The sequence below is a fragment of the Pseudooceanicola sp. NS-SX9 genome (genome assembly GCF_057380705.1).
Map to the genome: position 1 here is coordinate 91,492 of NZ_JBXXRN010000002.1, position 22,553 is coordinate 114,044.

General features: G+C 68.6%; 19 protein-coding genes and 2 pseudogenes. 11 read left to right on the forward strand and 10 right to left on the reverse strand.

The window, feature by feature from the left end; all coding sequences use genetic code 11:
* The first annotated feature begins 155 nt into the window (after nt 1-155).
* Nucleotides 156-722 carry an exonuclease domain-containing protein gene (locus tag AC2ITM_RS17335; RefSeq protein WP_486469695.1) on the forward strand — a complete coding sequence of 189 codons (567 nt, stop codon included), beginning with the start codon at nt 156-158 and terminating at the stop codon, nt 720-722.
* Here AC2ITM_RS17335 and scpB read toward each other — a convergent pair.
* Both scpB and AC2ITM_RS17345 read right to left on the reverse strand, forming a co-directional pair.
* Complete coding sequence (scpB, locus tag AC2ITM_RS17340) at nt 719-1,300, reverse strand: SMC-Scp complex subunit ScpB (protein ID WP_486469696.1); 582 nt, start codon at nt 1,298-1,300, stop codon at nt 719-721. The two genes, AC2ITM_RS17335 and scpB, sit on opposite strands and share 4 nt — an antisense overlap.
* Complete coding sequence (locus tag AC2ITM_RS17345) at nt 1,300-2,163, reverse strand: DUF1403 family protein (protein WP_486469697.1); 864 nt, start codon at nt 2,161-2,163, stop codon at nt 1,300-1,302. The genes scpB and AC2ITM_RS17345 overlap by 1 nt, the downstream gene beginning before the upstream one ends.
* 360 nt (nt 2,164-2,523) lie before the next feature.
* Between AC2ITM_RS17345 and AC2ITM_RS17350 the strand changes: the two genes are divergently transcribed.
* From AC2ITM_RS17350 to AC2ITM_RS17365, 4 genes and pseudogenes are all read left to right on the forward strand, one after another.
* A complete protein-coding gene (locus AC2ITM_RS17350; RefSeq protein WP_486469698.1) occupies nt 2,524-3,168 on the forward strand; it encodes a LuxR C-terminal-related transcriptional regulator in 645 nt (214 codons plus the stop codon).
* Nucleotides 3,169-3,175: 7 nt separating this feature from the next.
* A complete protein-coding gene (locus AC2ITM_RS17355; protein WP_486469699.1) occupies nt 3,176-4,987 on the forward strand; it encodes a sensor histidine kinase in 1,812 nt (603 codons plus the stop codon).
* A gap of 117 nt (nt 4,988-5,104) precedes the next feature.
* Nucleotides 5,105-5,596, forward strand: coding sequence for a flavin reductase family protein (locus AC2ITM_RS17360; protein ID WP_486469700.1), 492 nt, complete (start codon nt 5,105-5,107; stop codon nt 5,594-5,596).
* Between the two features lie 452 nt (nt 5,597-6,048).
* A pseudogene (locus tag AC2ITM_RS17365) lies at nt 6,049-6,222 on the forward strand (IS110 family transposase); the annotation flags it as partial.
* 51 nt (nt 6,223-6,273) lie between these two features.
* Here AC2ITM_RS17365 and AC2ITM_RS17370 read toward each other — a convergent pair.
* Nucleotides 6,274-6,807 (reverse strand): annotated as a pseudogene (locus AC2ITM_RS17370) (integrase core domain-containing protein); the annotation flags it as partial.
* Nucleotides 6,808-6,873: 66 nt separating this feature from the next.
* Here AC2ITM_RS17370 and AC2ITM_RS17375 point away from each other — a divergent pair.
* Nucleotides 6,874-7,806 (forward strand): IS5 family transposase, encoded by a 933-nt coding sequence (locus tag AC2ITM_RS17375; RefSeq protein WP_486466467.1) that lies wholly within the window; start codon nt 6,874-6,876, stop codon nt 7,804-7,806.
* Nucleotides 7,807-8,623: 817 nt separating this feature from the next.
* On the opposite strand, the gene AC2ITM_RS17380 is transcribed toward AC2ITM_RS17375, so the two are convergent.
* From AC2ITM_RS17380 to AC2ITM_RS17390, 3 genes are all read right to left on the reverse strand, one after another.
* Nucleotides 8,624-9,517 (reverse strand): bifunctional helix-turn-helix transcriptional regulator/GNAT family N-acetyltransferase, encoded by an 894-nt coding sequence (locus AC2ITM_RS17380; RefSeq protein ID WP_486469701.1) that lies wholly within the window; start codon nt 9,515-9,517, stop codon nt 8,624-8,626.
* A 969-nt stretch (nt 9,518-10,486) separates the two neighbouring features.
* Nucleotides 10,487-11,623 (reverse strand): ParB/RepB/Spo0J family partition protein, encoded by a 1,137-nt coding sequence (locus AC2ITM_RS17385; RefSeq protein WP_486469702.1) that lies wholly within the window; start codon nt 11,621-11,623, stop codon nt 10,487-10,489.
* A 14-nt stretch (nt 11,624-11,637) separates the two neighbouring features.
* Nucleotides 11,638-12,933: an AAA family ATPase gene (locus tag AC2ITM_RS17390; RefSeq protein WP_486469703.1), complete on the reverse strand. Its 1,296-nt coding sequence runs from the start codon at nt 12,931-12,933 to the stop codon at nt 11,638-11,640.
* A 461-nt stretch (nt 12,934-13,394) separates the two neighbouring features.
* Between AC2ITM_RS17390 and AC2ITM_RS17395 the strand changes: the two genes are divergently transcribed.
* Both AC2ITM_RS17395 and AC2ITM_RS17400 read left to right on the forward strand, forming a co-directional pair.
* Nucleotides 13,395-14,069: a DnaA N-terminal domain-containing protein gene (locus AC2ITM_RS17395; RefSeq protein ID WP_486469704.1), complete on the forward strand. Its 675-nt coding sequence runs from the start codon at nt 13,395-13,397 to the stop codon at nt 14,067-14,069.
* Nucleotides 14,070-14,161: 92 nt separating this feature from the next.
* Nucleotides 14,162-14,344, forward strand: coding sequence for a hypothetical protein (locus tag AC2ITM_RS17400; protein ID WP_486469705.1), 183 nt, complete (start codon nt 14,162-14,164; stop codon nt 14,342-14,344).
* A gap of 79 nt (nt 14,345-14,423) precedes the next feature.
* On the opposite strand, the gene AC2ITM_RS17405 is transcribed toward AC2ITM_RS17400, so the two are convergent.
* Both AC2ITM_RS17405 and AC2ITM_RS17410 read right to left on the reverse strand, forming a co-directional pair.
* A complete protein-coding gene (locus tag AC2ITM_RS17405) occupies nt 14,424-16,679 on the reverse strand; it encodes a glycoside hydrolase family 3 C-terminal domain-containing protein (RefSeq protein WP_486469706.1) in 2,256 nt (751 codons plus the stop codon).
* 143 nt (nt 16,680-16,822) lie between these two features.
* On the reverse strand, nt 16,823-17,284 hold the full coding sequence (locus AC2ITM_RS17410) for an Lrp/AsnC family transcriptional regulator (protein WP_486469707.1): 462 nt from the start codon (nt 17,282-17,284) through the stop codon (nt 16,823-16,825).
* 105 nt (nt 17,285-17,389) lie between these two features.
* Here AC2ITM_RS17410 and AC2ITM_RS17415 point away from each other — a divergent pair, with 105 nt between their 5' ends.
* The gene (locus AC2ITM_RS17415) at nt 17,390-18,865 is read left to right on the forward strand and encodes an aminotransferase class V-fold PLP-dependent enzyme (protein WP_486469708.1); all 1,476 of its coding nucleotides are present in this window, start codon (nt 17,390-17,392) and stop codon (nt 18,863-18,865) included.
* A gap of 14 nt (nt 18,866-18,879) precedes the next feature.
* On the opposite strand, the gene AC2ITM_RS17420 is transcribed toward AC2ITM_RS17415, so the two are convergent.
* On the reverse strand, nt 18,880-19,842 hold the full coding sequence (locus AC2ITM_RS17420) for an asparaginase (RefSeq protein ID WP_486469709.1): 963 nt from the start codon (nt 19,840-19,842) through the stop codon (nt 18,880-18,882).
* 169 nt (nt 19,843-20,011) lie between these two features.
* Here AC2ITM_RS17420 and AC2ITM_RS17425 point away from each other — a divergent pair, with 169 nt between their 5' ends.
* Together AC2ITM_RS17425 and AC2ITM_RS17430 are read left to right on the forward strand one after the other, a co-directional pair.
* On the forward strand, nt 20,012-21,004 hold the full coding sequence (locus AC2ITM_RS17425) for an AraC-like ligand-binding domain-containing protein (protein WP_486469710.1): 993 nt from the start codon (nt 20,012-20,014) through the stop codon (nt 21,002-21,004).
* A complete protein-coding gene (locus AC2ITM_RS17430; RefSeq protein ID WP_486469711.1) occupies nt 20,997-21,785 on the forward strand; it encodes an ABC transporter ATP-binding protein in 789 nt (262 codons plus the stop codon). The genes AC2ITM_RS17425 and AC2ITM_RS17430 overlap by 8 nt, the downstream gene beginning before the upstream one ends.
* Here the strand turns inward: AC2ITM_RS17430 and AC2ITM_RS17435 are convergent.
* Nucleotides 21,766-22,401 (reverse strand): helix-turn-helix domain-containing protein, encoded by a 636-nt coding sequence (locus AC2ITM_RS17435; protein ID WP_486469712.1) that lies wholly within the window; start codon nt 22,399-22,401, stop codon nt 21,766-21,768. The two genes, AC2ITM_RS17430 and AC2ITM_RS17435, sit on opposite strands and share 20 nt — an antisense overlap.
* Between the last annotated feature and the right edge of the window lie 152 nt (nt 22,402-22,553).

Below are 22,553 nucleotides of genomic sequence, written 5' to 3' on the forward strand. Positions count from 1 at the left end.
ACGATTCTATCGAAAACGCAAACCCAAGAAGCCGTGAGCGCCGCATCGACCAATGGTACGCCTCAGGCCCCTTTTTCCGTCGCCCCCCGCAGCGATCCCGGATGACACTCGGCGCCCCTCCGCCTATGCTGCCCCAACCCAACCCGGAGCCCCCGATGCCCCAGCCGCCCGCCTTTCCCACCGGCCCGTTCCGCTTCTTCGCCCTTGATGTCGAGACGGCGAACCATGATCGCGGCAGCATCTGCCAGCTGGGTCTGGCCTGCGTGCGCCCCGACAACAGCATCGAGCCCTGGGTCAGCCTGGTCGATCCCGGCACCGACCGCTGGGTCTTCCCCCATATCCACGGCATCACCCGGCCGATGGTGCAGGGCGCGCCCGGCATCGCCCGGGTCCTGGACCTGCTGGAACCCGCCCTGGCCGGGCGCCCCGTCTACCAGCATTCGGGCTTCGACCGCAGCGCCATCCGCGCCGCCTGCCTGGCCGCCCGCCGCCCCGAGCCCGCCTGGGACTGGCACAACAGCGTCACCACCGCCCGCCGCGCCTGGCCCGAACTGCGCGGCGCCGGCGGCCATGGGCTGGCCTCGCTGAAGCATCATCTGGGGCTGGAGTTCGATCACCACGACGCGGGCGAGGACGCCCGGGCCGCCGCCCAGGTCGTGCTGCTGGCCGAGGCGCGCGCGCCGCTGAAACACGCCGCCTGGTCCGATGACGTGATCGGCTAGGCGCCGCCCGACAGGCCCGCATCCTGCAATTGTTCCGGGTCGGGCAGATCGCGCAGGCTTTCCAGGCCGAAGGCCACCAGGAAGGCCTCGGTCGTGACATAGGTATAGGGGGCGCCGCGGCGCGGGCTGCGGGGGCCGGTGCCGATCAGGCCGCGGCCATGCAGACGGCCGATCAGGTCGCGGCTGACCTCCTTGCCGAAGATCTCCTTCAGGCCGTCGCGGGTGATCGGCTGGTGATAGGCGATGGCGGCCAGCACCGCCACGTCCCAGGTCCGCAGGTCCATCTGCTGGGCGGCGACATCGGCGGCGGCGCGCAGCACCGGCGCATAGGCGGGACGGGTGCGCAGCAGCCAGCCCTCGGCCACGCGGACGACCTCGTAGGGGCGATCGGCCAGCGCCGCCGACAGATCCTCCAGCAGCAGTTCCACCGCAGCGCCCGCCCCCACGACCCGCGCCAGATCCTGCGCCGGAACCGGGGTGGCGCTGGCAAACAGCACCGCCTCGATCCGGCGCAGCCATTCCTGCCAGCGCGCGCCCGGCGCCAGATCGGCCAGTTCCCTGTCGAACCCCTCGGCCATCACAGACCGTAGAGGCGAAAGCTGTCGCGGCCCGAAAGCTCGCGCACGGCGCCCAGCGACACCAGCCGGTCGCACAGCCGGCGCGCGGCGCGGTCCGACATCACCGCCGCCAGCGCCGAAGGCGTCACCGCATCCTGCGACAGGAACAGCCGCAGCGCGGCCGGCGCCGTCTTGGCGCGCAGCCTTGGCGCCACGGCCTGCAACACGCCCGCGCGCCGCGTCAGCTCGGCCGCCAGCGACAGCGCCTCTCGGGTGGCGGGCAGCAGGGCGCGACAGCAGGCCAGGCGCAGCTCGGCCTCGGGCAGGCGCAGGGCGCGGGCGGGCAGCTTCAGCGCCAGCAGCGGCAGCAGGTGGTCCCAGCCAAGCGCCGCCGCCAGCGCCGCATCGGCACGGATCAGGGCGCGGGTCTCGGCGCGGGGATCGTCGTCAAGGCTGGCGCGCAGCACCCGCGCCGCCTGCGCAACCGGCGATCCCTGCCCGGCATCGGCAGGCCCCGCATCGGCCAGCAGCCGCCCCGCCGCCAGCGGATGCAGGCAGGCCCGGCGCCAGTCCCGCAGGATCGCGCCGCCGGGTCCCGGCTGATCGCCCGGACGCATCAGGTGCAGCGCATCGCGCAGCGCGCCCGCGCGTTCGGGGCGGCCTTCCAGCGCGGCGCAGGCCTCGGCCGCGCGCAGCGCCAGCCGGTCGCGCAGCAGCGCCGCGGGCAGGCCCGCATGGCCAAGCGCAGCCTGCAGCGCCGCAAGCGCCCCGCCACAGGCAAAGGCCGCGTCCTCGGGGTCGTCCCAGGCGGCATCGCGCGCCCAGTCGGGGGCGGGGCGCGGCGGATCAACGGGGGGGGGCGAAGGGGGCGCACGGCGTGTCATGGCGAAAGGCTAGCGCGGCGCCTGCCCCGGGCCAAGGGGCACCTCGGGGCCCGTCGCGCACAACCGGGCCGCGATGCGCCGCTGCCACGCCACGGGACGGCGGCGCATCAGGCAGACAGGCAACGCAAGGGCCATGCAATTGCCCGCCACGGGCGGAAACCGTGACGGGCAGATGGCAGGGGAAAGTCCTATGCAAAGGCATTGATGGCCAAAAGGTCTTGCGGCGGACAGCGGCGGATCAGGAACCCGCTGCCCATTCTGTGTGCCATGCTGCGGGGCGGCGCCATATAGGTGGATTAGCACATGGCAGCGTTTTTCTGCCGTGATAGGCTGCTCACACGATCAGTTCCGAGGCCCGCCATGACTGCCCATTCCGTGCTCATCCTCGAGGACCGGCCCGAGATCTCACGCCGCCTGCAATCCGCCATCGAAGCCACCGAGGGCCTGAATGTCGCCGGGGTCGCGGGCACGCTGGACCAGGGTATGCCGATGATCTTCGAGCGCCGCCCCCGGGTGGTGCTGGTCGATATCGGCCTGCCGGACGGATCGGGGATCGAGGCCATCGCCATGTTGCAGCAGGCCGACTGGACGGTCGATGCGCTGGTGATCTCGATCTTCGGCGACGAGGCCCGGGTGGTCGAGGCGATCCGCGCCGGCGCCAAGGGCTATATCCTGAAGGGCGGCAATCTGGGCGATGTGGGATCCGACATCACCTCGCTGATCGCGGGCGGCAGCCCGATCAGCCCGGCCATCGCGCGCCATGTGCTGAACATGGTCAAATCCGGCCTGCCACACAGCACCACCCAGGACCCCGACCTGCTGACCGAGCGCGAGACCGAGATCCTGCGTGCCGTCGCCCGTGGCTACAAGCGCCGCGAGATCGCCGAACAGCTGGGCATCAGCCCCGGCACGGTGGGCAACCACATCACCAGCATCTACCGCAAGCTGGAGGTGCGCTCGAACATGGAGGCCGTCGCCCAGGCCTCTCAGGCCGGCATGATCTGAGGCGCCGATGCAATTGTCGCTCCTGCGGTCCTGGTCGGTGGTCGTGCTGTGGATCGCGGTGCTGTTCACGCTGATGATGTCGCTGCGCGTCGGGCTGATCCAGCCGGTCGCGGGGACGCAGATGATCGACCACATGGCACTGTGCCATGATCCCGCCTGCACCCAGCCCACCCCGATCACGCTGCCCTATTTCACCCCGTTCCGCTACGATCCCACCCCCGAGCTGCACCACCTGCGCGCCACGCTGCATCTCGACACGGTCCCGGAGCAGGTCCAGGCGGTCTACCTGCCGAAACTGTCGGATGATGTGACGATCGAAATCAACGGCGCCCTGCTGACCCAGCCCCTGCCCTACCGGCGGCTGTGGAACCAGCCGCTGCTGGCGCAGATCTCTCCGGCGCTGCTGCATCAGGGGGACAACAGGCTGGACGTGATCTTGCAGGGCGGCACGCCGGGACGGCTGGACCTGCACCAGGTGTTCTTCGGCCCCGCCGACCTGCTGCGCCCGGCCTATCGCGAGCGGATGATGATGGGACCTGCGCTCAGCCTGTTCGGGCTGGGGATGATGATCCTGCTGACGCTGGGCTTTGCGATGATCTGGATCCGCAGGCCGCAGGACCCAAAGCACCTGTGGCTCAGCCTGTGCTGCGCCTGTGCCTGCGTGTTCCTGGCGCAATTCGGCACCAACCTGCCCGTCGGCCCCTACCGGATCTGGAAGATCACCCAGATCACCTCGTTGTCGCTCTATTCGCTCAGCATGCTGAAATTCGTCCGCTGCCTGCTGGATCTGGCGCCGCTGCGGCTGGAACGCCTGCACATCCTGGCCACCCTGGCGGGCATCGTGCTGATGGCGGCGCTGCCGATTTCGCAGGTGGATCACGTCTCGACGCCGGTGATGCTGGTGATCATCTTCACCGGTTTCGCCACGGTCGAATTGTTGCGCCGCCACCGCGCCCAGCTGCCGCGCTCGGACTATCTGGTGTTCTTTCTGGCGCTGTCGGCGGCGCTGACCTTTTCGCTGGACGGGCTGATGCAATGGCTGACGCGCGCGCCGCCGCGCAGCATCCACCTGCTGCACCTGATGCCGCTGCTGACCACGGTGGTGGGCATGTGGCTGATCGTGTCGCAGTTCATCCGCAGCCTTGAGGGCTATGAACGCCTGACCGCCGAACTGCAGGACCGCATCGCGCAAAAGACCCAAGAGCTGGAAAGCAGCTTTGCCCTGAACGCCCGCGCCCAGCGTCAGCAGGCCGTGCATGAGGAAAGGAACCGCATCATGCTGGACCTGCACGACGGCCTGGGCAGCCAGATCGTCGGCACCATGGCCTATATGGAAAACAACGCCATTGGCGATGCCACCCTGCGCGACGCGATGGAGGACATGCTGCGCGACCTGGCGCTGATGCTCGACTGCATCGAGAATGACGAAAGCCTGATCACCCTGCTGGGGATGCAGCGCACGCGCCTGGAAGGGCTGCTGGACCGCCACGGCCTGCGCTTTGACTGGCAGATCGGCGAGGAACCCGCCTTTACCGAGGTCAACCCCTCGCGCAACCTGCAGATCGCGCGCATCGTGCAGGAGGCGATCACCAACGTCATCAAGCATGCCGGGGCGCGGGTGATCACCATCTACACCGACCGCGACCGGATCTGCATCCGCGACGACGGCCATGGCTTTGACACCGATGCGCCCGCTGGCGGGCGGCCGAAATACGGGCTGCAGGGGATGCAGCAGCGGGCCCGCCGGATCGGGGCGGATCTGCACATCGCCAGTTCGGCCCGCGGCACCGAGGTCTGCCTGGTCTTTCCCGCCCCCTGATCCGCTGCCGCGAGGGCACAGGCCCTGCCGCCGCCCCGCGCGGGATTTCCCCATTGCACATCGCCCATCGGGCGGGCTTGCTGGCGCCACCCCAGGACCACAGCAGGACACAGCGCCATGACCTTCGAAGCCAAGGAACCCGAGATCGACATGGGCGCCTTCTGGCGCACGCTGGGCGAACGCGCCACCGGCGCCACCGTCGTCACCTGCCTGCAAGACGGCCGGCCGAACGGCTTTCTGGGGCTGTCGGCGGCGCATGTCTCGGCCCATCCGCCGGTGATGCTGGTGTCGATCGGCACATCCACCTCGGCGTTGCAGGGCGTGCTGGAAAGCGGCCATTTCGCCGTCAACTACCTGCCCGAGGGCTGCGCGGCGCTGGCCACCGCCTTCGGCGGCAAGGGCGAGAAACCCTTTGTTCCCGAAGACTGGGACACGCTTGTCACCGGCGCACCGGTCTACAAGGGGGCGCTCGGGGTGTTCGACTGCAAGGTGACGCGGGTCATCGAGGAAGGCGAAACCGCGATCGTGCTGGGCGCGGTGCAGGGGGTGCGCGCGGCCGGCGCAGGCGAGCCGCTGGTGTTCTTCCGCGGCAAGTTCCTCAGCGACTAGCACCAACTGCGGCTGCCCCCCGGCCCACCTTCAGGCCCCGGGGCGGGGAACGGCGGCGGATCCCGGCAGGCCCGTTTGTCCGACCCGCTGCAAAGGCGGCAGGCCGGAACGGTGATCTGCGCGCCCACCAAAGCAAGGCCGGGGCGGCAGGCTGACCGGGGTCGGCCGGGGCTGTTTGGAAACGCCAATTTCGAGAATCTGTCGGAAGCAGTTTCCCGAGTGGCCCATATGCGGCGCTCCGCGCCAGAACGAAATACGGCCGCGGCTCCTTCGGGAGAACGTCGTTTTGGGGTCGCCCATGCCGGTCCGTTTTTACACATAGGGTAATCGCGGGCGCGAGTCGTCCGCAGCCGCAGTACCTTGCGAATTTTGGGCCGGTGGTTGTGCCCCGATAGGATGCGGATACGGGCTCACGATGGACACCGGGCCCAGACATCGAATGGAGAACAACCATGCGTGACTATATCGGCTTGGACGTATCCCTGAAAGAGACGGCAATCTCCGTTCGCTGGGGCGGCCAACGGGTCTGGCGCGGCAAATGCACCTCGGATCCACGTGCAATTGCGGCGGTTCTTCGGCGGCGCGGCCCGGATGCAAAGCGGGTCGTATATGAGACCGGTCCGCTGTTGCACTGCTCCCCAAACTTGGACAGCCGGAAGTTGGATTTTTCAGCTGCCTCACGATGACGGGCCGGTGACGCCATCGGGATAATGCATGGCAATCGGGACGTTGTATCCAATCGCGCTGTGGGGTCGGTCCTCGTTGTAGTGTCGACGCCAAGCTTCCAACTTTTCGCGGGCGTCGGCAAGGCTCATGAACCAGTGGGCGTTCAGGCATTCGGACCGGAGCTTGCTGTTAAACGCCTCAATGAAACCGTTGTCGGTCGGCTTTCCAGGTCGTGAGAAGTCCAGCGTGACCTCGTTGGCATAGGCCCAGAGTTCGAGGTCGCGAGAGATAAATTCGCTGCCATTATCGACGCGAATGGTCTTCGGGTAGCCGACCTGGGCGCAGACCTTCTCCAGCGTCTGCACGACGTCCTCGCCACGATAGGTGAAACGGGGATCGGCCGCTGGACAGAGCCGTGAATGGGTGTCGACAACGGTCAGGATGCGAAGCTTCTTGCCAATGGCCAGCTGGTCATGGACAAAATCCATGGCCCAGACATCGTTCGGCCCAATCGCTTCCTGGCGGTCCTCTCGCAGCTTCGCCTTGGCGTTGTTGCAGAACTCAGCCGGTGAAGGATTCACATCGGGAATCCATGCGGTTAGACGCGCTGCATGAGCAAGCCCAAGCCCGCCCGCTACCACACGACAAACTGGTCTACCTACAACGATGCGCTCAGGAAGCGCGGGTCACTGCTGATCTGGCTGAACAAGGAGATGGCCTGGCACGCGCCGCATGAGGGACGCCCAGGGCGCCCGCCAGTTTTCTCGGATGCCGCGATCCAGTTCTGCCTGTCGATCAAGGTGCTGTTCAAACTGCCGCTCAGACAGACAGCCGGGATGGTCGCGAGCCTCCTGCGGCTCGCAGGACTGGACTGGCCCATTCCCGACTACTCGACGCTGTGCCGTAGGCAGAAGACCCTCAAGGTGCAGATCCCCTATCGTCGTGCCGACGGGCCGCTGAATCTGCTGGTGGACAGCACCGGCATCAAGTTTCTTGGCGACGGCGAATGGCAGGCCCGCAAGCATGGTGTTCAGGGTCGTCGCCAATGGCGCAAGGTGCATCTGGCAATGGACACTACCACTTCGGATATCCGGGCCGTTGAGTTCACCCCCAGCCGGGAAGGCGACAGCCCCATCCTGCCAGACCTGTTGGGCCAGATCCCCGAGGACGAGGACATCGGCACCGTGACTGCGGATGGCGCCTACGATACCCGCCGATGTCACAGCGCCATCATCGCACGCGGCGACTCGGCAATCATACCGATCCGAAGGAACGGTCGGGCTTGGAAAGAGGACTGCCCGGCTGCCAAGGCGCGCAACGAAACCCTGCGCGCCACACGTCACTACGGCCGGGCGTTCTGGAAACGGTGGACCGGATACCACGCTCGCAGCCGCGTGGAGGCCAAGATGCGCTGCATCAAGTCCTTCGGCGAGCGCATCGCTGCAAGGGACCCCGATCGCCAAACCGCCGAAATCCACATCCGCGTCGCTCTTATCAATCGCTTCAACGCGCTCGGCACCGCCGAGGTTGTTCGCGTGGCCTGAGCCTGAACGGGAAAGGGGCACTCACGTCTCAGGCCGCCTTTCTGCAACAACGCCGCCCGACATCCGCAGATCGCAGCCAGCCTGTCCGGTGTGATCCCTGCCCTGACGGGCCGCCCGTGCCTGCTGACAGTAAGGTGGATCCTGGTCATTCCGGTGCAGCCGGTCCCGACGGCGACACTGCCGTCGCGCTGCCCCGTGTTGCAGGGGGTCGGCCGCCCGGCGGACAGCCGGGCGAGATCCGCAAGCCGTATGGCAGAGCGTGCCCCCCTGCCCGGCGCGCCGGCTTCCCGTGACTGGATCTGCCGCGCGGCCCCCTCCCATGGTCCGGGGATCGCATCGGACCGTCGAGGCATTCGCGACGATGCGCGGCGCCGCTCTGCCCCGCGATGGGATCCCTGCCGTGCCGCCGAGACGGTGCCGCCGGGAAGAATGCCCGCCGCCGCCCGGGCCCATGAGCCTCCAGTTGGCACGCTTCTGGACCGCCCCCGGGCCGAGCCCGTGGCGCCGCAGGTCAGCCTGTGCAGCGGCCCGGCATCGCTCCCGGCAAATCCTGCCGCGCGGTCAGACGGGACCACTGCCAGGCGGGGCCGCTGCCAGACCGGGCCACCGTCAGACGAGGCAGAGGCGTGCCATGACCCCCTCGATGCCCGGGGGCAGGTCCCCGGCTTGGCGATCCCGCGCAACGATCCGCCACTGCTCTTTCCGGGCGCGGGCAGACACTTCCCCAGGGACAGCCCTTATCGCCGGACCCGCTCCGGCGCCGCAGCCCGGGCCCCCCGATGACCACCGGACCACCGAAGGCCCCCCTGCCCTTCGCTCACATGCGGCTGTCGTCCTGCAGGGCCTTCTCGAAGAAGACATCCGGATAGGGATCCTCGTTGAAGCGCGGGATCTCGCTCCAGCCCAGCTTGCGATAGAGCGCCACCGCCTCTGGCAGGGCCGAGTTGGAATCGAGCCGCAGCAGCGTGATGCCCAGCTCCCGCGCGCGGGCCTCGGTGCGTTCCATCAGCGCCCGCGCCAGCCCCATGCCGCGCGCCGCAGGCGATACCCACATGCGCTTGATCTCGGCATAGCCCTTGTCGGTGCCCTTCAGCCCGACGCAGCCGATCGGCATTCCGTCCGACAGCGCCAGCAGGAAGCTGCCCTGCGGCGGCATCATCGCCGCGGCCTCGGGATCTGCCGACAGGCGCACGTCGAACCCCTGCTGCAGCCTTCGGCCCAGTTCCTCGTAATAGGCGGTCAGGCAGGCCAGCGCGCGCGGATCGGTGGGGCTAACCTCCTCGAAGGTGGTGCGCGGAAAGGCCAGCGCCGTCGCGACGATATCCATCGCCGCCAGCAGGACCTCGGGGCGGGGATGGCGGGCGATGATCTCCTCGGCCTGCGCATCCGAGAGGGATTCATAGGCCGCGAACTCGGTCTCGCCCTTGGCGGTCAGCCGGGCGATGCGGCGGCGGCCGTCCTCGGGGCTGGGACCGGTGGTGATCAGCCCTTCATCTTCCAGACCGCGCAACAGGCGGCTGGCCAGCCCGCTGTCAAGGCGCAGGTAATGCCGGATCTCGGCGATGTCGGTGATGCCACGGCCGATGGCATTGAGGACCCGCGCCGGGCCAAGCGGCCGCCCCCGCCCCAGGAACGAGGCATCCAGCACGCCGGCTTCGGTGGTGACGGCGCGGTGGAAACGGCGGGTACGGGCAACGGGATCTTTCAGCATTCTGGGCCTCATGAGGAATTTACCTGACAATAGTCAGACACATATCCTTCCGCAAGACGGATGTTGGAAGCGGCGCTTATGGGGGAATTTAGCGCCCTTTACCGCCGCGATATGGCCCCTCCCCTTGCGTCCGATAAATCCCTTCCCCATGGGGAAGGTCCCGGTCCGGCGGAGCCCTGCCCATAGGCTCCGGCACGCGCCGACAGGTCCCGCCCTTCCAGCCACGCCGCCGCGCCGGGCCCAGCCTGTCGAGAGGGCCTGCCCGCACTGCCACCCCGCCGCCAGACCCCGAGCCCCCCTCTGCAGGAACGAGACTGCCGCAAGCCTCCCCCTGCCCCTTTTGGCCACCGCAACCGCGAAGCGCACCTTCCCCGCAGGGAAGCAGACCCAGACCCAGACCCAGACCCAGACCCAGACCCAGACCCAGACCCAGACCCAGACCCAGACCCAGACCCAGACCCAGACCCAGACCCAGACCCAGACCCAGACCCAGACCCAGACCCAGACCCAGACCCAGACCCAGACCCAGACCCAGACCCAGACCCAGACCCAGACCCAGACCCAGACCCAGACCCAGACCCAGACCCAGACCCAGACCCAGACCCAGACCCAGACCCAGACCCAGACCCAGACCCAGACCCAGACCCAGACCCAGACCCAGACCCAGACCCAGACCCAGACCCAGACCCAGACCCAGACCCAGACCCAGACCCAGACCCAGACCCAGACCCAGACCCAGACCCAGAAAAAGGTGCCATGCCCCGCCCCTCGTGCAAGCCCTTTCGTGGCCCTTCGCCCGGCCCTGCCTGGCCTTCCCCGCGGGGAAGCCCCCTTGCCTGCCTGCCCCGTCGCCCGGCCCCCGCCCCCGACGCCCGGCCCCCGCCCCCACAGCGGCACGGCCCGGCGCCCAAATGCAAACGCCCCCGGAGGGCGGCTCCGGGGGCGTCGGGTCTTCCCTGCGGGGAAGGCTCAGTCCAGCTGGTCCAGCATCTGCTTCACCGCCTCTTCCAGCCGCCGCCGGTCGATGGTGGAAAAGTCGCGCTCCAGCCGCAGCTCCAGCCGCCCGTTCGAGGCGGTGCAGCGCGCCCGGCCCTCGCGGCGCTGGAACTGGAAGCTGGTGCGCGCAGCACCGGGCGCCTTGGCCTTGGGGGTAGCGGCCTTGGGCGCGGGCGCGGCCTCTGACAGGCCCGCGTGGCGGCGCAGCACGGCAAGCTCGTCCCGGACCGAGCGATTGTCCATCGGCGCCAGATCCGCCTTGATCGCGGGCACCACGCCCTCGACCTCCTCGATCTTCTGGACCAGCGCCAGACCAAGAGCGCGCGGGATGTCGGGGGCAAAGCGCAGCGTGTCGCCCAGCCGCGCCATCAGCTTGATGAAGCTGCGGATGTAGCTGCGCTTCTGGTAGCCCGCCGACTGGAACAGCTCGGCCACGGCCTTGTCGGCGTCATCCTCGCGGGTCGAGGGGTCGGCGGCATAGTCGATGGCCAGCTGCGCCATCTCGGCGAACGAGATGTCCTTGCGCACCAGGTTCTCGTCCACCATGCGGCGATAGAGCGTCTCCAGCTCGTCGCCGGGCTGGGTGACGACGGCCGGGATCGTGCCCCAACGCTCGGCCTCGCCGGTCTCGTCCAGCAACGCCCGGTAGGCGGCCAGACGGCGGAAGCCCTGTACCAGCTCGTACCGGCCATCGGCGCGGGCCTCGACCCGGATCGGGTTCGACAGCCCCAGAGAGGCGATCGAGCCCTTCAGCTCGGCCAGCTCGTAGTCGATGCCCTTGGCGCGGTCGCGCACCAGCTTGGCGGTGTCGATGCTGTCGAGGGGCAGCAACTCCATCACCAGACCAAGGCGCTTCAGCCGCATGTGCTCATGCGCCAGGGCGTCGTTCTCGGCACGGATCTGGGCCTCGATCTCGTGGCGGGCGCGGCTGCTTTCGGCGGTCTCGCCGATGGCGGTGGCCATGGGCCCGCGGCGGCGCGGCGCCTCGGGGGTCTCGGGGGCGTCCTCGGCGACCTTCCCCGCGGGGACGATGGGCGCGGGCGCGGGGGCCTGCGCCGGGGCGGCCTCCTCGGGCATTTCGATGTCGAACATTCGTCTCTTGCGTGCCATGCCTCAGCCTCCTTTCAGACCTTGTCCCAGGCCGCGATCGCGTTGGTCTTGAACTCTTCATAGGCCCGGTCAAAGCTGGCGCGGGCCCGCCGCCAGGTCTCGCGCGTCATCGAGCGGTAGTCGATCTCGTAGACCGAGGACAGGAAGCGGCCGGATTGCTCGACCGCGCGGGTCATTTCGATCGGGTGTTCAGTCACATGATCGCCAAAGACCTTTCGGAACGCTTCCAGCATCGCGCGGTGCAGGTCGTTGCCGGGCTCGTAGCGGGTCATCAGGAAGCGGATGTCGGCAAAGGCCTTGGGCAGGGTGATGTTCCCCGCGGGGAAGGTGCCGGAAAAGCCGTGCGAGAGATCCTCCAGCGCCTCGGCCAGCTGACCGATGAAGGAGGTGGTGCTGTCATATTCCCAGTAGCCGGGGCCAGAGGGGATATAGAGCATGTCGGCGGCGAAGACCGCGTTCATCGACTGGTAGCCGATGGCGGGGGGGCAGTCGAACAGGATCAGGTCGTAATCGTCATCGGCAATGCCATCGAGGTAGCGGCTGACGGCGGCGAAGAAGGTCCATTCCGGGTTCAGGTGCCGGTACTGCGCCGAGGCAAATTCGACGAAGGCGGCGTTGGCGCAGGAGGGGATGATGTCGATGGTGGACCAGGCTGTGGTCTTGATGAAATCTGCATGGCGCAGCTCGTCCAGGCCCATGTCGCGGATCGAGGCGGGGATCTTGCGCTGCGGCAGCGCGGTCCCGGAGGCCGCGCCGGTGACGGCAGCGTTCATCCGATCGGTCTCTCGGATCAGGTCGCGGGCCATGATGCCCCAGACGGTATAGTCCTCGGCCACGTCGGTCAGGCCCATGGAATGCGACAGTGTCGCCTGGGGGTCGAAGTCGACCACAAGAACCCGGTAGCCATCCAGCGCCGCCGCATGGGCGAGGTGCAGTGCCACGGTGGACTTGCCCGCACCGCCCTTGAAGTTGGCAACGGCGGCGCGGAAGGCACGCTTGCCGGCGGGGCGCTCGGGCATCAGGGACTTGCGGTTGATCTTCATGCGGCGGCGCAGCTCGTTGATCTCTTCCAGCGAATACCAGCGCTGGCGGCCGTCTTCCTCGACTTCCCCGCCGGGAAGACTGGGGTCGGCAGCCAGCCGGCCACGGAAGGTCGACTGGTTGATGCGGAAGATCAGCTCGGACACCTCCCACGAGGAAAACCGGCGCAGCGTCTTGGTGTGCTCGGGGCTGAAGGTCTGCTGGCGGATCCAGCCCTGCATCTTCAGCGACTGCGCCTGAAGTCGCGCCAGATCGGTATGGGTATACATGAAAACCTCAACGTAAATTCTGCTCTGTTTCCTAAATACGCCGGATTTGCTTTTCCGGTAAAGAGAGAGTTTACTGAACGTCGATCTTCCCCGCGGGGATGTTTACGCCCTGAACAGCCCGGAGAACCCCGGACGAATCGTTCCCGTCCGCCCCGGGCCGCCGATGCCGCCAAAGGGGGCCGGAAATAGAGGACAGTTTGCCGGGCAGGGGACTGGAATAGGGGACATTTCCAGCGGATTAGAGGACACAAGAAACTGTCCTCCAATACCTATTAATACCCAATTCATTTCGTTTGATTGGGTTCGCATCCGTCCCCTGACCGCCCCCGCTTGACAGAATCGAGAAACCGGACGTTAATGGCCACAGAACGAGGAAGAGCGTTGGCAAGCCCTTCCCAGCGGGGTTCCAAACCCCGGAGGACGAGACAGGCAGGCAGGGCAGCCCCCTGCAGGAGACGACGATGCAGGTGGCGAAACCCGCCGGACCGGGTGCGGCGGCACGCAAATACGACATTCTGTCGGCGCTGATGGCCCATGCCCTGGCACAGGACCGGTTGGCGCAGCGGCGCGTGCTGCGGATCATGGCGCTGATCACCGCCCGCTACAACTGGGCGCGGGACGAACTTTGCGTCGGTCAACGCGAAATCGCCCGGCTGTGGTCGGTGGATGAACGCACCGTCAGACGAGAGATGGCCTGTCTGCGCGCCATGGGCTGGCTGGTGCCCAAGCAGCGCGGCGCCCGCGGGCGCCTCAGCGTCTATGGCCTGGACCTGGAGCGGATGCTGGAAGACACGCGCCCCACCTGGGACAACATCGGCCCCGATTTCGTCGAACGGCTGGACCCGGCCCGCAAGCCGCCCCAGGACAGCAACGTGGTGCCGCTGCGCGCCCATCCCGTGCCGCAGGGGACGGGGCCCTGGGCGGCGCTGCAGGCGCATCTGCAGGCCGAGGACGCGGTGACCTATGGCGCCTGGTTCCACGCGCTGCGGCAGGTGTCGGCGGGGCAGGGGCGGCTGGTGCTGGCGGCGCCTTCGGCCTTCCATGCCAGCTACGTGCGGACGCATTTCCAGACCCGCCTTGATGCCGCGTTGCGTCGCCTTGATCCCACCCTGACCGAGATCCGCATCGAGGGCTGACGGCGGCATCTGGCCGCGCGGCTGCAAAGGGGCGGGTTTTGCTGTAGCATGGCGCCAGCCGCGCCCCGCGCGGCCTCAAGGAGGAGGATCCGATGAACACCATGACAACCGCCACGATGGCCCGGGCGCTGTACCGGGCCCAGGGCCGCAAGGCCGAGGTCCGGCTGGCCGAGAAGGTCCGCGAATGCCAGGACGAGGGCCGGCCCGAGGAAGCCGCCGAATGGAACGCCCTGCGGCGCCAGCTGCAGGAACTGCGCGGGCCCCATCAGGGCTGAGCGGCGTCTTCCCCGCGGGGAAGATCACCAAAAGACGGCCGGCAGGGATCCCTGCCGGCCGCGTCGTTTCCTAGGGGGCTCAGGCGGGCAGGGCTTCGGCCTCGGTGCACAGGCGCGCCAGATCCTCGGGGTCGAGGGGGACGCCGGGGATCTGCGCGATCGAGGTCAGCGGACCCGAGAGGATCGAATGCCGCCCCACCGGATCGCTCAGCAGATCACCCGCCCGGCCCTTGACGCCGCCACGTTCGTCAAAAAGCGTCTGGATCTTCGGCCCCATGACGGGGTGGTCCAGCCAGTCGCCCAGCCGCGACCAGGCATCCAGCCGCACCGGTACCGGGCGGCCGGGCAGGTCGATCCTCTGGGTCAGGCGGATGTCGCGGGACGAGGCGCCGATCTGCACCTCGGTCGGGCCGCCCGACTGCACCCAGGCGGCGGCTTCGGGGTGCCAGTGCTGCAGATGCGCGCGCGGGACGGCGATCTCGACGGTGCGGGTCTCGCCGGGGGCGAGGTGCACCTTGGCCCAGCCGCGCAGTTCGCGGGGCGGGGTGATCACCGGGGCGGCGGGCTCGTGGACGTAAAGCTGCACGACCTCGGCGCCGGGGCGGGCGCCGGTGTTGGTCAGATCGATCCGGGCGCGGAAGGCGATCGGGTCCCCGAGGGGGCAGACATCGACCGACAGGCCCGCATAGGCGAAGGTGGTGTAGGACAGGCCGAAGCCGAAGGGATAGTCGACCGCCACGTCGCGGGCGTCGTAGGAGCGATAGCCGATGTGAATGCCCTCGGCATAGGTGACGTTCTGGAATTCGCCGGGGAAGGACAGGTGCGCGGGGCTGTCCTGCAGCCGCACGGGGATGGTTTCCGCCAGCCGCCCCGAGGGGTTGGCATCGCCCAGCAGGATGTCGGCCATCGCCTCGCCCTGGGCCTGGCCGGTCAGCCAGAATTCGACGATGGCGCGGGCGCCGTCGCGCCAGGGGGCGGTGGTGACGACGGCGCCGTTCGCCAGCGCCACGATCACCGGGATGCCGGCGCGGGCGAGGGTGTCCAGAAGCGCCAGCTGCTGGGCGGGCAGGTCGATGCTGTCGCGGTCACCGCCCTCGGCCTCGGCGCTGTCGGGCAGGCCAAGGACCAGCAGCACGGTGCAGGCCTCCTGCGCGGCCGAGAGGGCCTCGCACAGCAGGGCCTCGTCGGGGGCACCATCCGCCAGCGTATAGCCGGGGGCGAAGGTCAGCGGGCAGGTGGCGGTGCGGGCGATCAGTTCGTCCAGCAGCGTGGTGACACGGGTGGCATGGACCCGGGAACTGCCGGCGCCCTGATAGCGCGGCGTGCGGGCCAGTTCGCCGATCACCGCCAGCGACCCGATCGAGGCCAGATCCAGCGGCAGCGCGCCGTCGTTCTTCAGCAGCACCGCGCTTTCGGCGGCGGCGCGGCGGACCAGGGCGTGGTGGGCGTCATGATCGACGGGGCAGGGGGTGCCGCTGGTGCGTTCCGCCAGCAGGGCGATGCGGTCGATGATGGTGTCAAGGCGCGCCTCGGGCACCTCGCCGCGGGCGAAGGCCTGGGCGATGCGGGGATCGGTGGGGCGGCCCGGCATCCGCAGGTCCATCCCGGCATTGATCGCCGCGACCGGATCATAGACCCCGCCCCAGTCGGAAATCACCAGCCCGTCAAAGCCCCATTCCTGTCGCAGGATCTGCTCCAGCAGCAGCGGATCCTGCGAGACATGCACGCCGTTGACGCGATTGTAGGAGGTCATCACCGACCACGCGCCAGAGGATTTCAGCGCGATCTGGAAGTTGCGCAGGTAGATTTCCCGCAGGGTCCGCTCGTCCATGTTGGCCGAGATCCGGTGGCGGTCGATCTCCTGGTTGTTGGCGGCGAAATGCTTGAGACAGGCGGCGACGCCGATGCTCTGGATGCCGCGGGCCGAGGCGCCTGCCAGCAGGCCTGACAGCAGCGGGTCCTCGGAATAGTATTCGAAGTTGCGGCCGCACAGCGGGCTGCGTTTCAGGTTCAGGCCCGGGCCCAGCACCACGTCGACGCCCATCGCGCGGGCCTCGCGGCCGAGGGCTGCGCCGACTTCCTCGATCAGGGCTTCGTCCCAGGAGGACGCGAGCGTCACCGCCGGCGGAAAGCAGGTGGCGGGGGCCGAGCGTTCCAGCCCCAGGTGGTCGGGGTTCTCGTCGTTTTGCACGCGCAGGCCGTGGGGGCCGTCGGCAAAGCGCACCGCCCGCAGGCCCAGCCCCGCATGGGTGGTCCAGTAGTCGTGGCCGGTGACGAAGGGCAGCTTCTGGTCCGGGGTCGCAGCCGGGCCGGTGGTGTCGGTTGGGTGGGTCATTGTGGTCCTCGCAGGCTCCGGGGCCGGGGCATCGACGCCCGGGCGGACCGGTATTCCCCAGCCAGATCACCATTTGTAATCGTTTGCAATTGCAGTTTCGGCTTTGCCGGAACCGGCGTCGCGGGAATGATCACGAAACGGGCTCAGACCGGAAGGGAGCGGTCGTCGAGGATGGTTTCCATGGTGAAGTAGGAGGTGATGGTCTCCAGCTCGATCTTTTCGATGATGCGCTGGTAGACGCGGTCATAGCTGGCCATGTCGCTGGTGGCGATCTTCAGCAGGTAATCGTAGTCGCCGCCGATGCGGTAAAAGCCGATGATCTCGGGGATGGTGGCGACATGGGCGCGAAAGCGTTTCAGCCAGTCGGCGGAATGGCTGCGGGTGCGCACCATCGAGAAGACGATCAGATCCGCCCCCACCGCCTGCGGATCCAGCCGCGCCTGGTAGCCGGTGATCACCCCGGCGCCTTCCAGCGCCTTCAGGCGGCGCCAGTAGGCATTCTGCGACAGGCCCACCAGCTCGGCGATCTCGCGTTGCGAGCGCGCGGAGTCGCGCTGCAGGGCGTGCAGGATCCGGCGATCCGTTTCATCTAGATTGATGGTCATGATTGGGTCAGATACTGCAAAATTTCGGGAATGATGTAGATAATCAGACGAAAATATGCGCCATATGTCAATATTATCCATCGCAAATGATCTGCGAGCGGTAAAATGACCCAGGCCCTGTCCTTCCCGACCTCCCCGGATGCTTCCCTGACGGCGTTGCAGCGTTTTGCCCGCAGCCTGTCGCGGCCCGATGCGCTGGAGCAGATCCGCGCCGGGCTGATCGGCGAGGGGATGGCCTTTGACACCCCCTTCGGCACGCAGCATCTGCTTTATGCCGATTACGTGGCCTCGGGGCGGGCGCTGCGCCAGGTCGAGGATTTCGTCCAGGCCGAGGTGCTGCCCTATTACGCCAATAGCCATACGGAGGCGTCTTTTGTCGGCCGCACCATCACCCGGATGCGCGAAGAGGCCCGCGCCATCATCGCCGCGCAGCTGGGTGCCACCGCCGACTGCCACGTGATCTTTGCCGGCAATGGCGCCACGGGCGGGCTGAACCGGATCGTTGGCCTGCTGAACCTGCGCGAGCGCGTGGCGGCGGGCGAGGACATCCGCGTGCTGATCGGCCCCTACGAGCACCATTCCAACATCCTGCCCTGGCGCGAGAGCGGCGCGCGCGTCACCGAACTGCCCGAGGCCCGGGGCGGCGGTGTCGACATGGCGGCGCTGCAGGCGGCGCTGGAGGAGGCACAGGGGGCATCGCTGATCGTCGGCAGCTTCTCGGCCGCGTCGAACGTCACGGGATTGCTGAGCGATACGGACGCGGTGACGGGGATGCTGAAGGCGCATGGCGCGCTGGCGATCTGGGACTATGCCTGCGGCGCGCCTTATCTTGAGATGGACATGAAGTCGGGCACGGGCTGCGCCAAGGATGCCATCGTCTTTTCGGCGCACAAGTTCCCCGGCGGCCCCGGCGCATCCGGCGTGGCGGTGGTGCGCGACAGCATCGTGGCGCGGGCGACGCCGACGCTGCCGGGGGGCGGCACGGTCAGCTTCGTCTCGCCCTGGACGCAGGTCTATTCGGGCCGGGTCGAGGCCCGCGAAGAGGCCGGAACGCCCAATGTCGTCGCCGACATCCGCGCGGCGCTGGCGGTGATGGTGAAGGCGGCGGTCGGCACCAAGGTCATCGGCGAACGGGACGAGGCGCTGCGCCAGCGGGCACTGGCCGCCTGGGTCCAGGTGCCGGAACTGCAGATCCTGGGCCAGAATGCGGACAGCGCCGCGCTGCCGGTCTTCAGCTTCCGCGTCTTCGGGGCAAAGGGCCGGGTGCACCACCAGCTGTTCACCCGGATGCTGTCGGATCACTACGGCGTGCAGGCGCGCGGCGGCTGTGCCTGCGCGGGCCCCTATGCGCATCGGCTGCTGGGGATCGATGCAGCGGCCTCGGACGCGCTGATGGCGCGGCTGGCGGCGGGCGAAGAGCTGGAGAAACCCGGCTGGACTCGGCTGAACCTGTCGTACCTGCACGATGACGCGCAGGCCGACCGGATCATCGCCGCCGTGGCCGATCTGGCCGCCCGGGCCGAGGATCTGGCGCGGCTTTACACCTGCGACACCACCACGGCCCGGTTCAACGCGGCCTAGTTGGGCTGATCGGCCTAGTCGGCCGGCCGCAGGGCCGCCAGTTCGCACATCAGCTGCAGGCGGGCCTTGCGCGCGGTCACCTCGTCATGGGGGACCACGCCAAGGGCCTTCAGCTCGGCCAGGCAGCCGGGATAGTCGTAATCCTCGGCCAGCCGCCCCGAGAGGGTGCTGCTGGTGATGGCGATGGCGATGCCCTCTGCGCGCAGCTCGCGGATCACGGGCATCCAGTCGCGCGGTACCTGGCCCCGGCCGAAGCCATCCAGCACCAGCCCCTTGGCGCCGCTGTCGACGGCGGCGCGCAGCAGCAGGGGAGAGGCCTGCATGGCCGCCGGCAGGATGTCGACCCGGGGCAGGGGGGGCGTCAGGCTGCCGTAATGCGGCTTGGCCCAGGGCACCGGGCGGCGCAGGTCGACGAAATCGCCATCCACCGTGCCCAGCGGCCCATGCCCGACCGAGGCAAAGCCCCCCAGCCGGTAGGTCGAGACCTTGCGGACATGGCGCGCCTCGTGCACCGACTGGTCGAAGACCAGCAGCGCGCCGGCGCCATGGGCGGCGGGCGAGGCGGCAACGGTGATCGCGTCACGGATGTTGGGGGCGGCGTCGCTGCCGGGCGCATAGGGCACGCGCTGCGCCCCGGTCAGCACCAGACCCGCCTCGGGGAAGTCGCAGATCAGGTCCATTAGATAGGCGCTGTCTTCCAGCGTGTCGGTGCCTTGGCTGATGACGACGCCGGTTGCGCCCTCGGCCAGCGATTGCGCGGCGCAGTCGCGCACCATGAACAGATCGTCGAAGGTGATCGCATTCGAGGGCTTCTGCGCCAGCGTCACCACCTCCAGCGTCACCGACAGATCGAGGTTTAGCGTATCGACCAGCTCGGTCCCGGTCATCGCGCCTGCCACGGCCCTGCCGCTCGCGCCCTGAAGCGAGGCGATGGTGCCGCCGAGGGCAAAGAGGACGATCCTGGGTTCGGTGCTCATGAGAGGGGGCCTTCGTGGTGTGACATGATCCCACCGCTACCCTTTCGGCGGCGATTTGCCCAGAGGCGCCGGAACGGCAGGGCTTCACCGTGGGGCGAGCGGGGGATTTTCGCCCTTTTCCGGCGCGCCGTGGCATGGCAGTCCTGCCGGACCCGAAGCAGAGGCCCAGATGAGCGCGCATTCCCCTTCCGCCCCCGGCTGGCACAGCGTTTCGACCAGTGTGGTCGGGCGCGAGGCCCGCCATGCGCTGTGGCAGGAGACGGCGAACCGGCTGTTCCCATCGAGCGTCCTGGCCGAGGGGCCGGGGGCCGAATTCTTCGGCGCGCTGTCGTGGCTGCAATGCGGGGCGGTGCTGATGGCGGATTTCGTCTCGACCGCGACGGAGGTGCTGCGCGACGAGGCGCAGATCGGCACCGAGGATCTGTGGTACGAGGTCTGCCTGCAGGTCGAGGGCAGCTGCCGGCTGGAACAGCACGGCCGCGCCATCGCGGTGCAGCCGCGCGACATCGTGCTGTATGACAGCCAGCTGCCCTACCGGATGACCTTTGACGGGCCCTACCGGCAGATCGCGCTGAAGGTGCCGCGGGCGCAGCTGGCGGACCGGGTGGCGGGGCTGGAGGGGCTGATCGTGCGGCAGGTCTCGGGGCAGTCTCTGCCGGGGCGGTTCCTGTTCGATTTCGTGCTGACGGTCTGTGATGAACGCCCCGAAAGCGGCCGGGCGCCGCTGGCGGACCGCATCGGGGCGCATGTGGTGGCGCTGCTGGTGACGGCGCTGTCGGACATGGCGGGCGAGGGGCGGCCAAGCGCGGGGCGTCAGGCGCAGCTGGCGCGCGCCAAGGCGCATATCCTGGCGCATCTGGATGATCCGGCACTGACGCCTGCGGCGGTGGCAGGGGCGCAGGGGCTGTCGCTGCGCGCGCTCTATGCCCTGTTCGAGGGCGAGGAGCTGCAGGTTTCCGGCTGGATCAAGGCGCAGCGGCTGGAACGCATCCGCCGCGATCTGGGCGACGGGATGCTTTCGGCCGAGCCGATCACCGCCATCGCCCTGCGCCGCGGCTTTCGCGATTTCCCGCATTTCAGCCGGGCCTTCCGGGCCCGCTATGGCATGGCGCCGCGCGACTATCGCAAGGCGCGGCTGGGACCGGAGCCGCGCGATGACTGACACCCCCGTCCCCGACATCGAGATCCGGGGCCTCGGCCGCCGCTTTGCCACCCGCGAGGGCACGGTCGAGGCGCTGCGCGGCGTCGATCTGCGCGTGGCGCCGGGCGAATTCGTGGCCATCGTCGGGCCCTCGGGCTGCGGCAAGTCCACGCTGTTGCGGATGGTGGCGGGGCTGGATCAGCCGGACGCGGGTCAGGTGCGCCTGCAGGGCCGCGATCCGGTGGCCTTCCGGGCGGGCGGCGATCTGGGCATTGCCTTCCAGGATCCGGCGCTGCTGCCCTGGCGATCCGTCTACGACAACGTGGCCTTTCCCTTGCAGGTGCTGAAGCGGCCGGTGCGCGCCCATGACGGGCGGATCCGGGCGCTGATCGATCTGGTGGGGCTGACGGGCTGGGACCGCCACCTGCCGGGGCAACTGTCGGGGGGGATGCGGCAGCGGGTGGCGATCGCGCGCAGCCTGGTCAGCGATCCGAAGATCCTGCTGCTGGACGAACCCTTCGGGGCGCTCGACCAGATCCTGCGGCGGCGGATGAACATCGAATTGCAGCGCATCTGGTCCGAACGCCGCCTGACCACGCTGCTGGTCACCCATGGCATCGAGGAGGCCGTCTTTCTGGCCGACCGGGTGGTGATCATGCAATCGGGCCCGGGCCGGGTGGCCGAGGTGGTGAAAATCCCCTTCCCCCGCCCCCGGGGCCCGGAGCTGCTGCGCGACCCGGCCTTTCATGCGCTGTGCGAGGCGCTGATGGCGCGGCTGGATCCTACTGCGGATAGCAGATGATCGACAGGTAGCGGATCGGCCGGGCGATATGGCGTTCCGGCCCGTGCGGCGCATCGGAATCAAACAGCAGCGAATCCCCCGGCTCCAGCACATAGAGCGTGTCGCCGTGGCGGTATTCCAGCGTGCCCTCCAGCATGTAGAGCATCTCGATCCCCTCGTGCTGGAAGACCGGGAAGGTGTCGCTTTCGTCCCTGAGGGTCAGCAGGTAGGGTTCCACCACCACCCCGCTGTCGGTCGAGCCGATATGGCCCAGAAGGTTGTACTGATGGCCCGCGCGGGTGCCGGCGCGCTTGATCTCGACCCCTTGTCCGGCCTTGACGTGGACGGCGGTGCGCGGCTGGTCATAACCCGAGAAGAGCTGCGTGATCGGCACCCTCAGGCTGTCGGCCAGCGCCTGCAGCGTCGACAGGGAAGGCGAGACCAGGCCGTTCTCGATCTTCGACAGCGCCCCCACCGACAGCCCCGCCTGCGCCGCCAGGTCGGAACCGGTCATCCGCTGCCGCTTGCGCAGGTCGCGGATCTGGCGGCCGATGGCGATTTCCAGGTTCTTCTCGCGGGTTTCGCGCACCGCATGGGGGTTCTGCGACAGCGCGGGGGTGTCCTTGGTGGCGGTCAAGGTGGTCTCCTTTCAGGCCCGGCGGGCGGGCCCGGGATGGCCGTCAGGGTAGGACAGGGCAGGTGGGCGCTGCAAGGCACAGGCGAATGTGCGGGCGCCTTTCCCGCGGGGCAGGAAGGGGGCGGCCCGCCGGGGCCGCCCGCCGTCGCGGA

What these genes read in the sequence shown, in the direction of transcription:
- AC2ITM_RS17335 (WP_486469695.1), top strand. Translation starts at nt 156, where the DNA reads ATGCCCCAGCCGCCCGCCTTTCCCACCGGCCCGTTCCGCTTCTTCGCC.
- scpB (WP_486469696.1), bottom strand. Translation starts at nt 1,300, where the DNA reads ATGGCCGAGGGGTTCGACAGGGAACTGGCCGATCTGGCGCCGGGCGCG.
- AC2ITM_RS17345 (WP_486469697.1), bottom strand. Translation starts at nt 2,163, where the DNA reads ATGACACGCCGTGCGCCCCCTTCGCCCCCCCCCGTTGATCCGCCGCGC.
- AC2ITM_RS17350 (WP_486469698.1), top strand. Translation starts at nt 2,524, where the DNA reads ATGACTGCCCATTCCGTGCTCATCCTCGAGGACCGGCCCGAGATCTCA.
- AC2ITM_RS17355 (WP_486469699.1), top strand. Translation starts at nt 3,176, where the DNA reads ATGCAATTGTCGCTCCTGCGGTCCTGGTCGGTGGTCGTGCTGTGGATC.
- AC2ITM_RS17360 (WP_486469700.1), top strand. Translation starts at nt 5,105, where the DNA reads ATGACCTTCGAAGCCAAGGAACCCGAGATCGACATGGGCGCCTTCTGG.
- AC2ITM_RS17375 (WP_486466467.1), top strand. Translation starts at nt 6,874, where the DNA reads ATGAGCAAGCCCAAGCCCGCCCGCTACCACACGACAAACTGGTCTACC.
- AC2ITM_RS17380 (WP_486469701.1), bottom strand. Translation starts at nt 9,517, where the DNA reads ATGCTGAAAGATCCCGTTGCCCGTACCCGCCGTTTCCACCGCGCCGTC.
- AC2ITM_RS17385 (WP_486469702.1), bottom strand. Translation starts at nt 11,623, where the DNA reads ATGGCACGCAAGAGACGAATGTTCGACATCGAAATGCCCGAGGAGGCC.
- AC2ITM_RS17390 (WP_486469703.1), bottom strand. Translation starts at nt 12,933, where the DNA reads ATGTATACCCATACCGATCTGGCGCGACTTCAGGCGCAGTCGCTGAAG.
- AC2ITM_RS17395 (WP_486469704.1), top strand. Translation starts at nt 13,395, where the DNA reads ATGCAGGTGGCGAAACCCGCCGGACCGGGTGCGGCGGCACGCAAATAC.
- AC2ITM_RS17400 (WP_486469705.1), top strand. Translation starts at nt 14,162, where the DNA reads ATGAACACCATGACAACCGCCACGATGGCCCGGGCGCTGTACCGGGCC.
- AC2ITM_RS17405 (WP_486469706.1), bottom strand. Translation starts at nt 16,679, where the DNA reads ATGACCCACCCAACCGACACCACCGGCCCGGCTGCGACCCCGGACCAG.
- AC2ITM_RS17410 (WP_486469707.1), bottom strand. Translation starts at nt 17,284, where the DNA reads ATGACCATCAATCTAGATGAAACGGATCGCCGGATCCTGCACGCCCTG.
- AC2ITM_RS17415 (WP_486469708.1), top strand. Translation starts at nt 17,390, where the DNA reads ATGACCCAGGCCCTGTCCTTCCCGACCTCCCCGGATGCTTCCCTGACG.
- AC2ITM_RS17420 (WP_486469709.1), bottom strand. Translation starts at nt 19,842, where the DNA reads ATGAGCACCGAACCCAGGATCGTCCTCTTTGCCCTCGGCGGCACCATC.
- AC2ITM_RS17425 (WP_486469710.1), top strand. Translation starts at nt 20,012, where the DNA reads ATGAGCGCGCATTCCCCTTCCGCCCCCGGCTGGCACAGCGTTTCGACC.
- AC2ITM_RS17430 (WP_486469711.1), top strand. Translation starts at nt 20,997, where the DNA reads ATGACTGACACCCCCGTCCCCGACATCGAGATCCGGGGCCTCGGCCGC.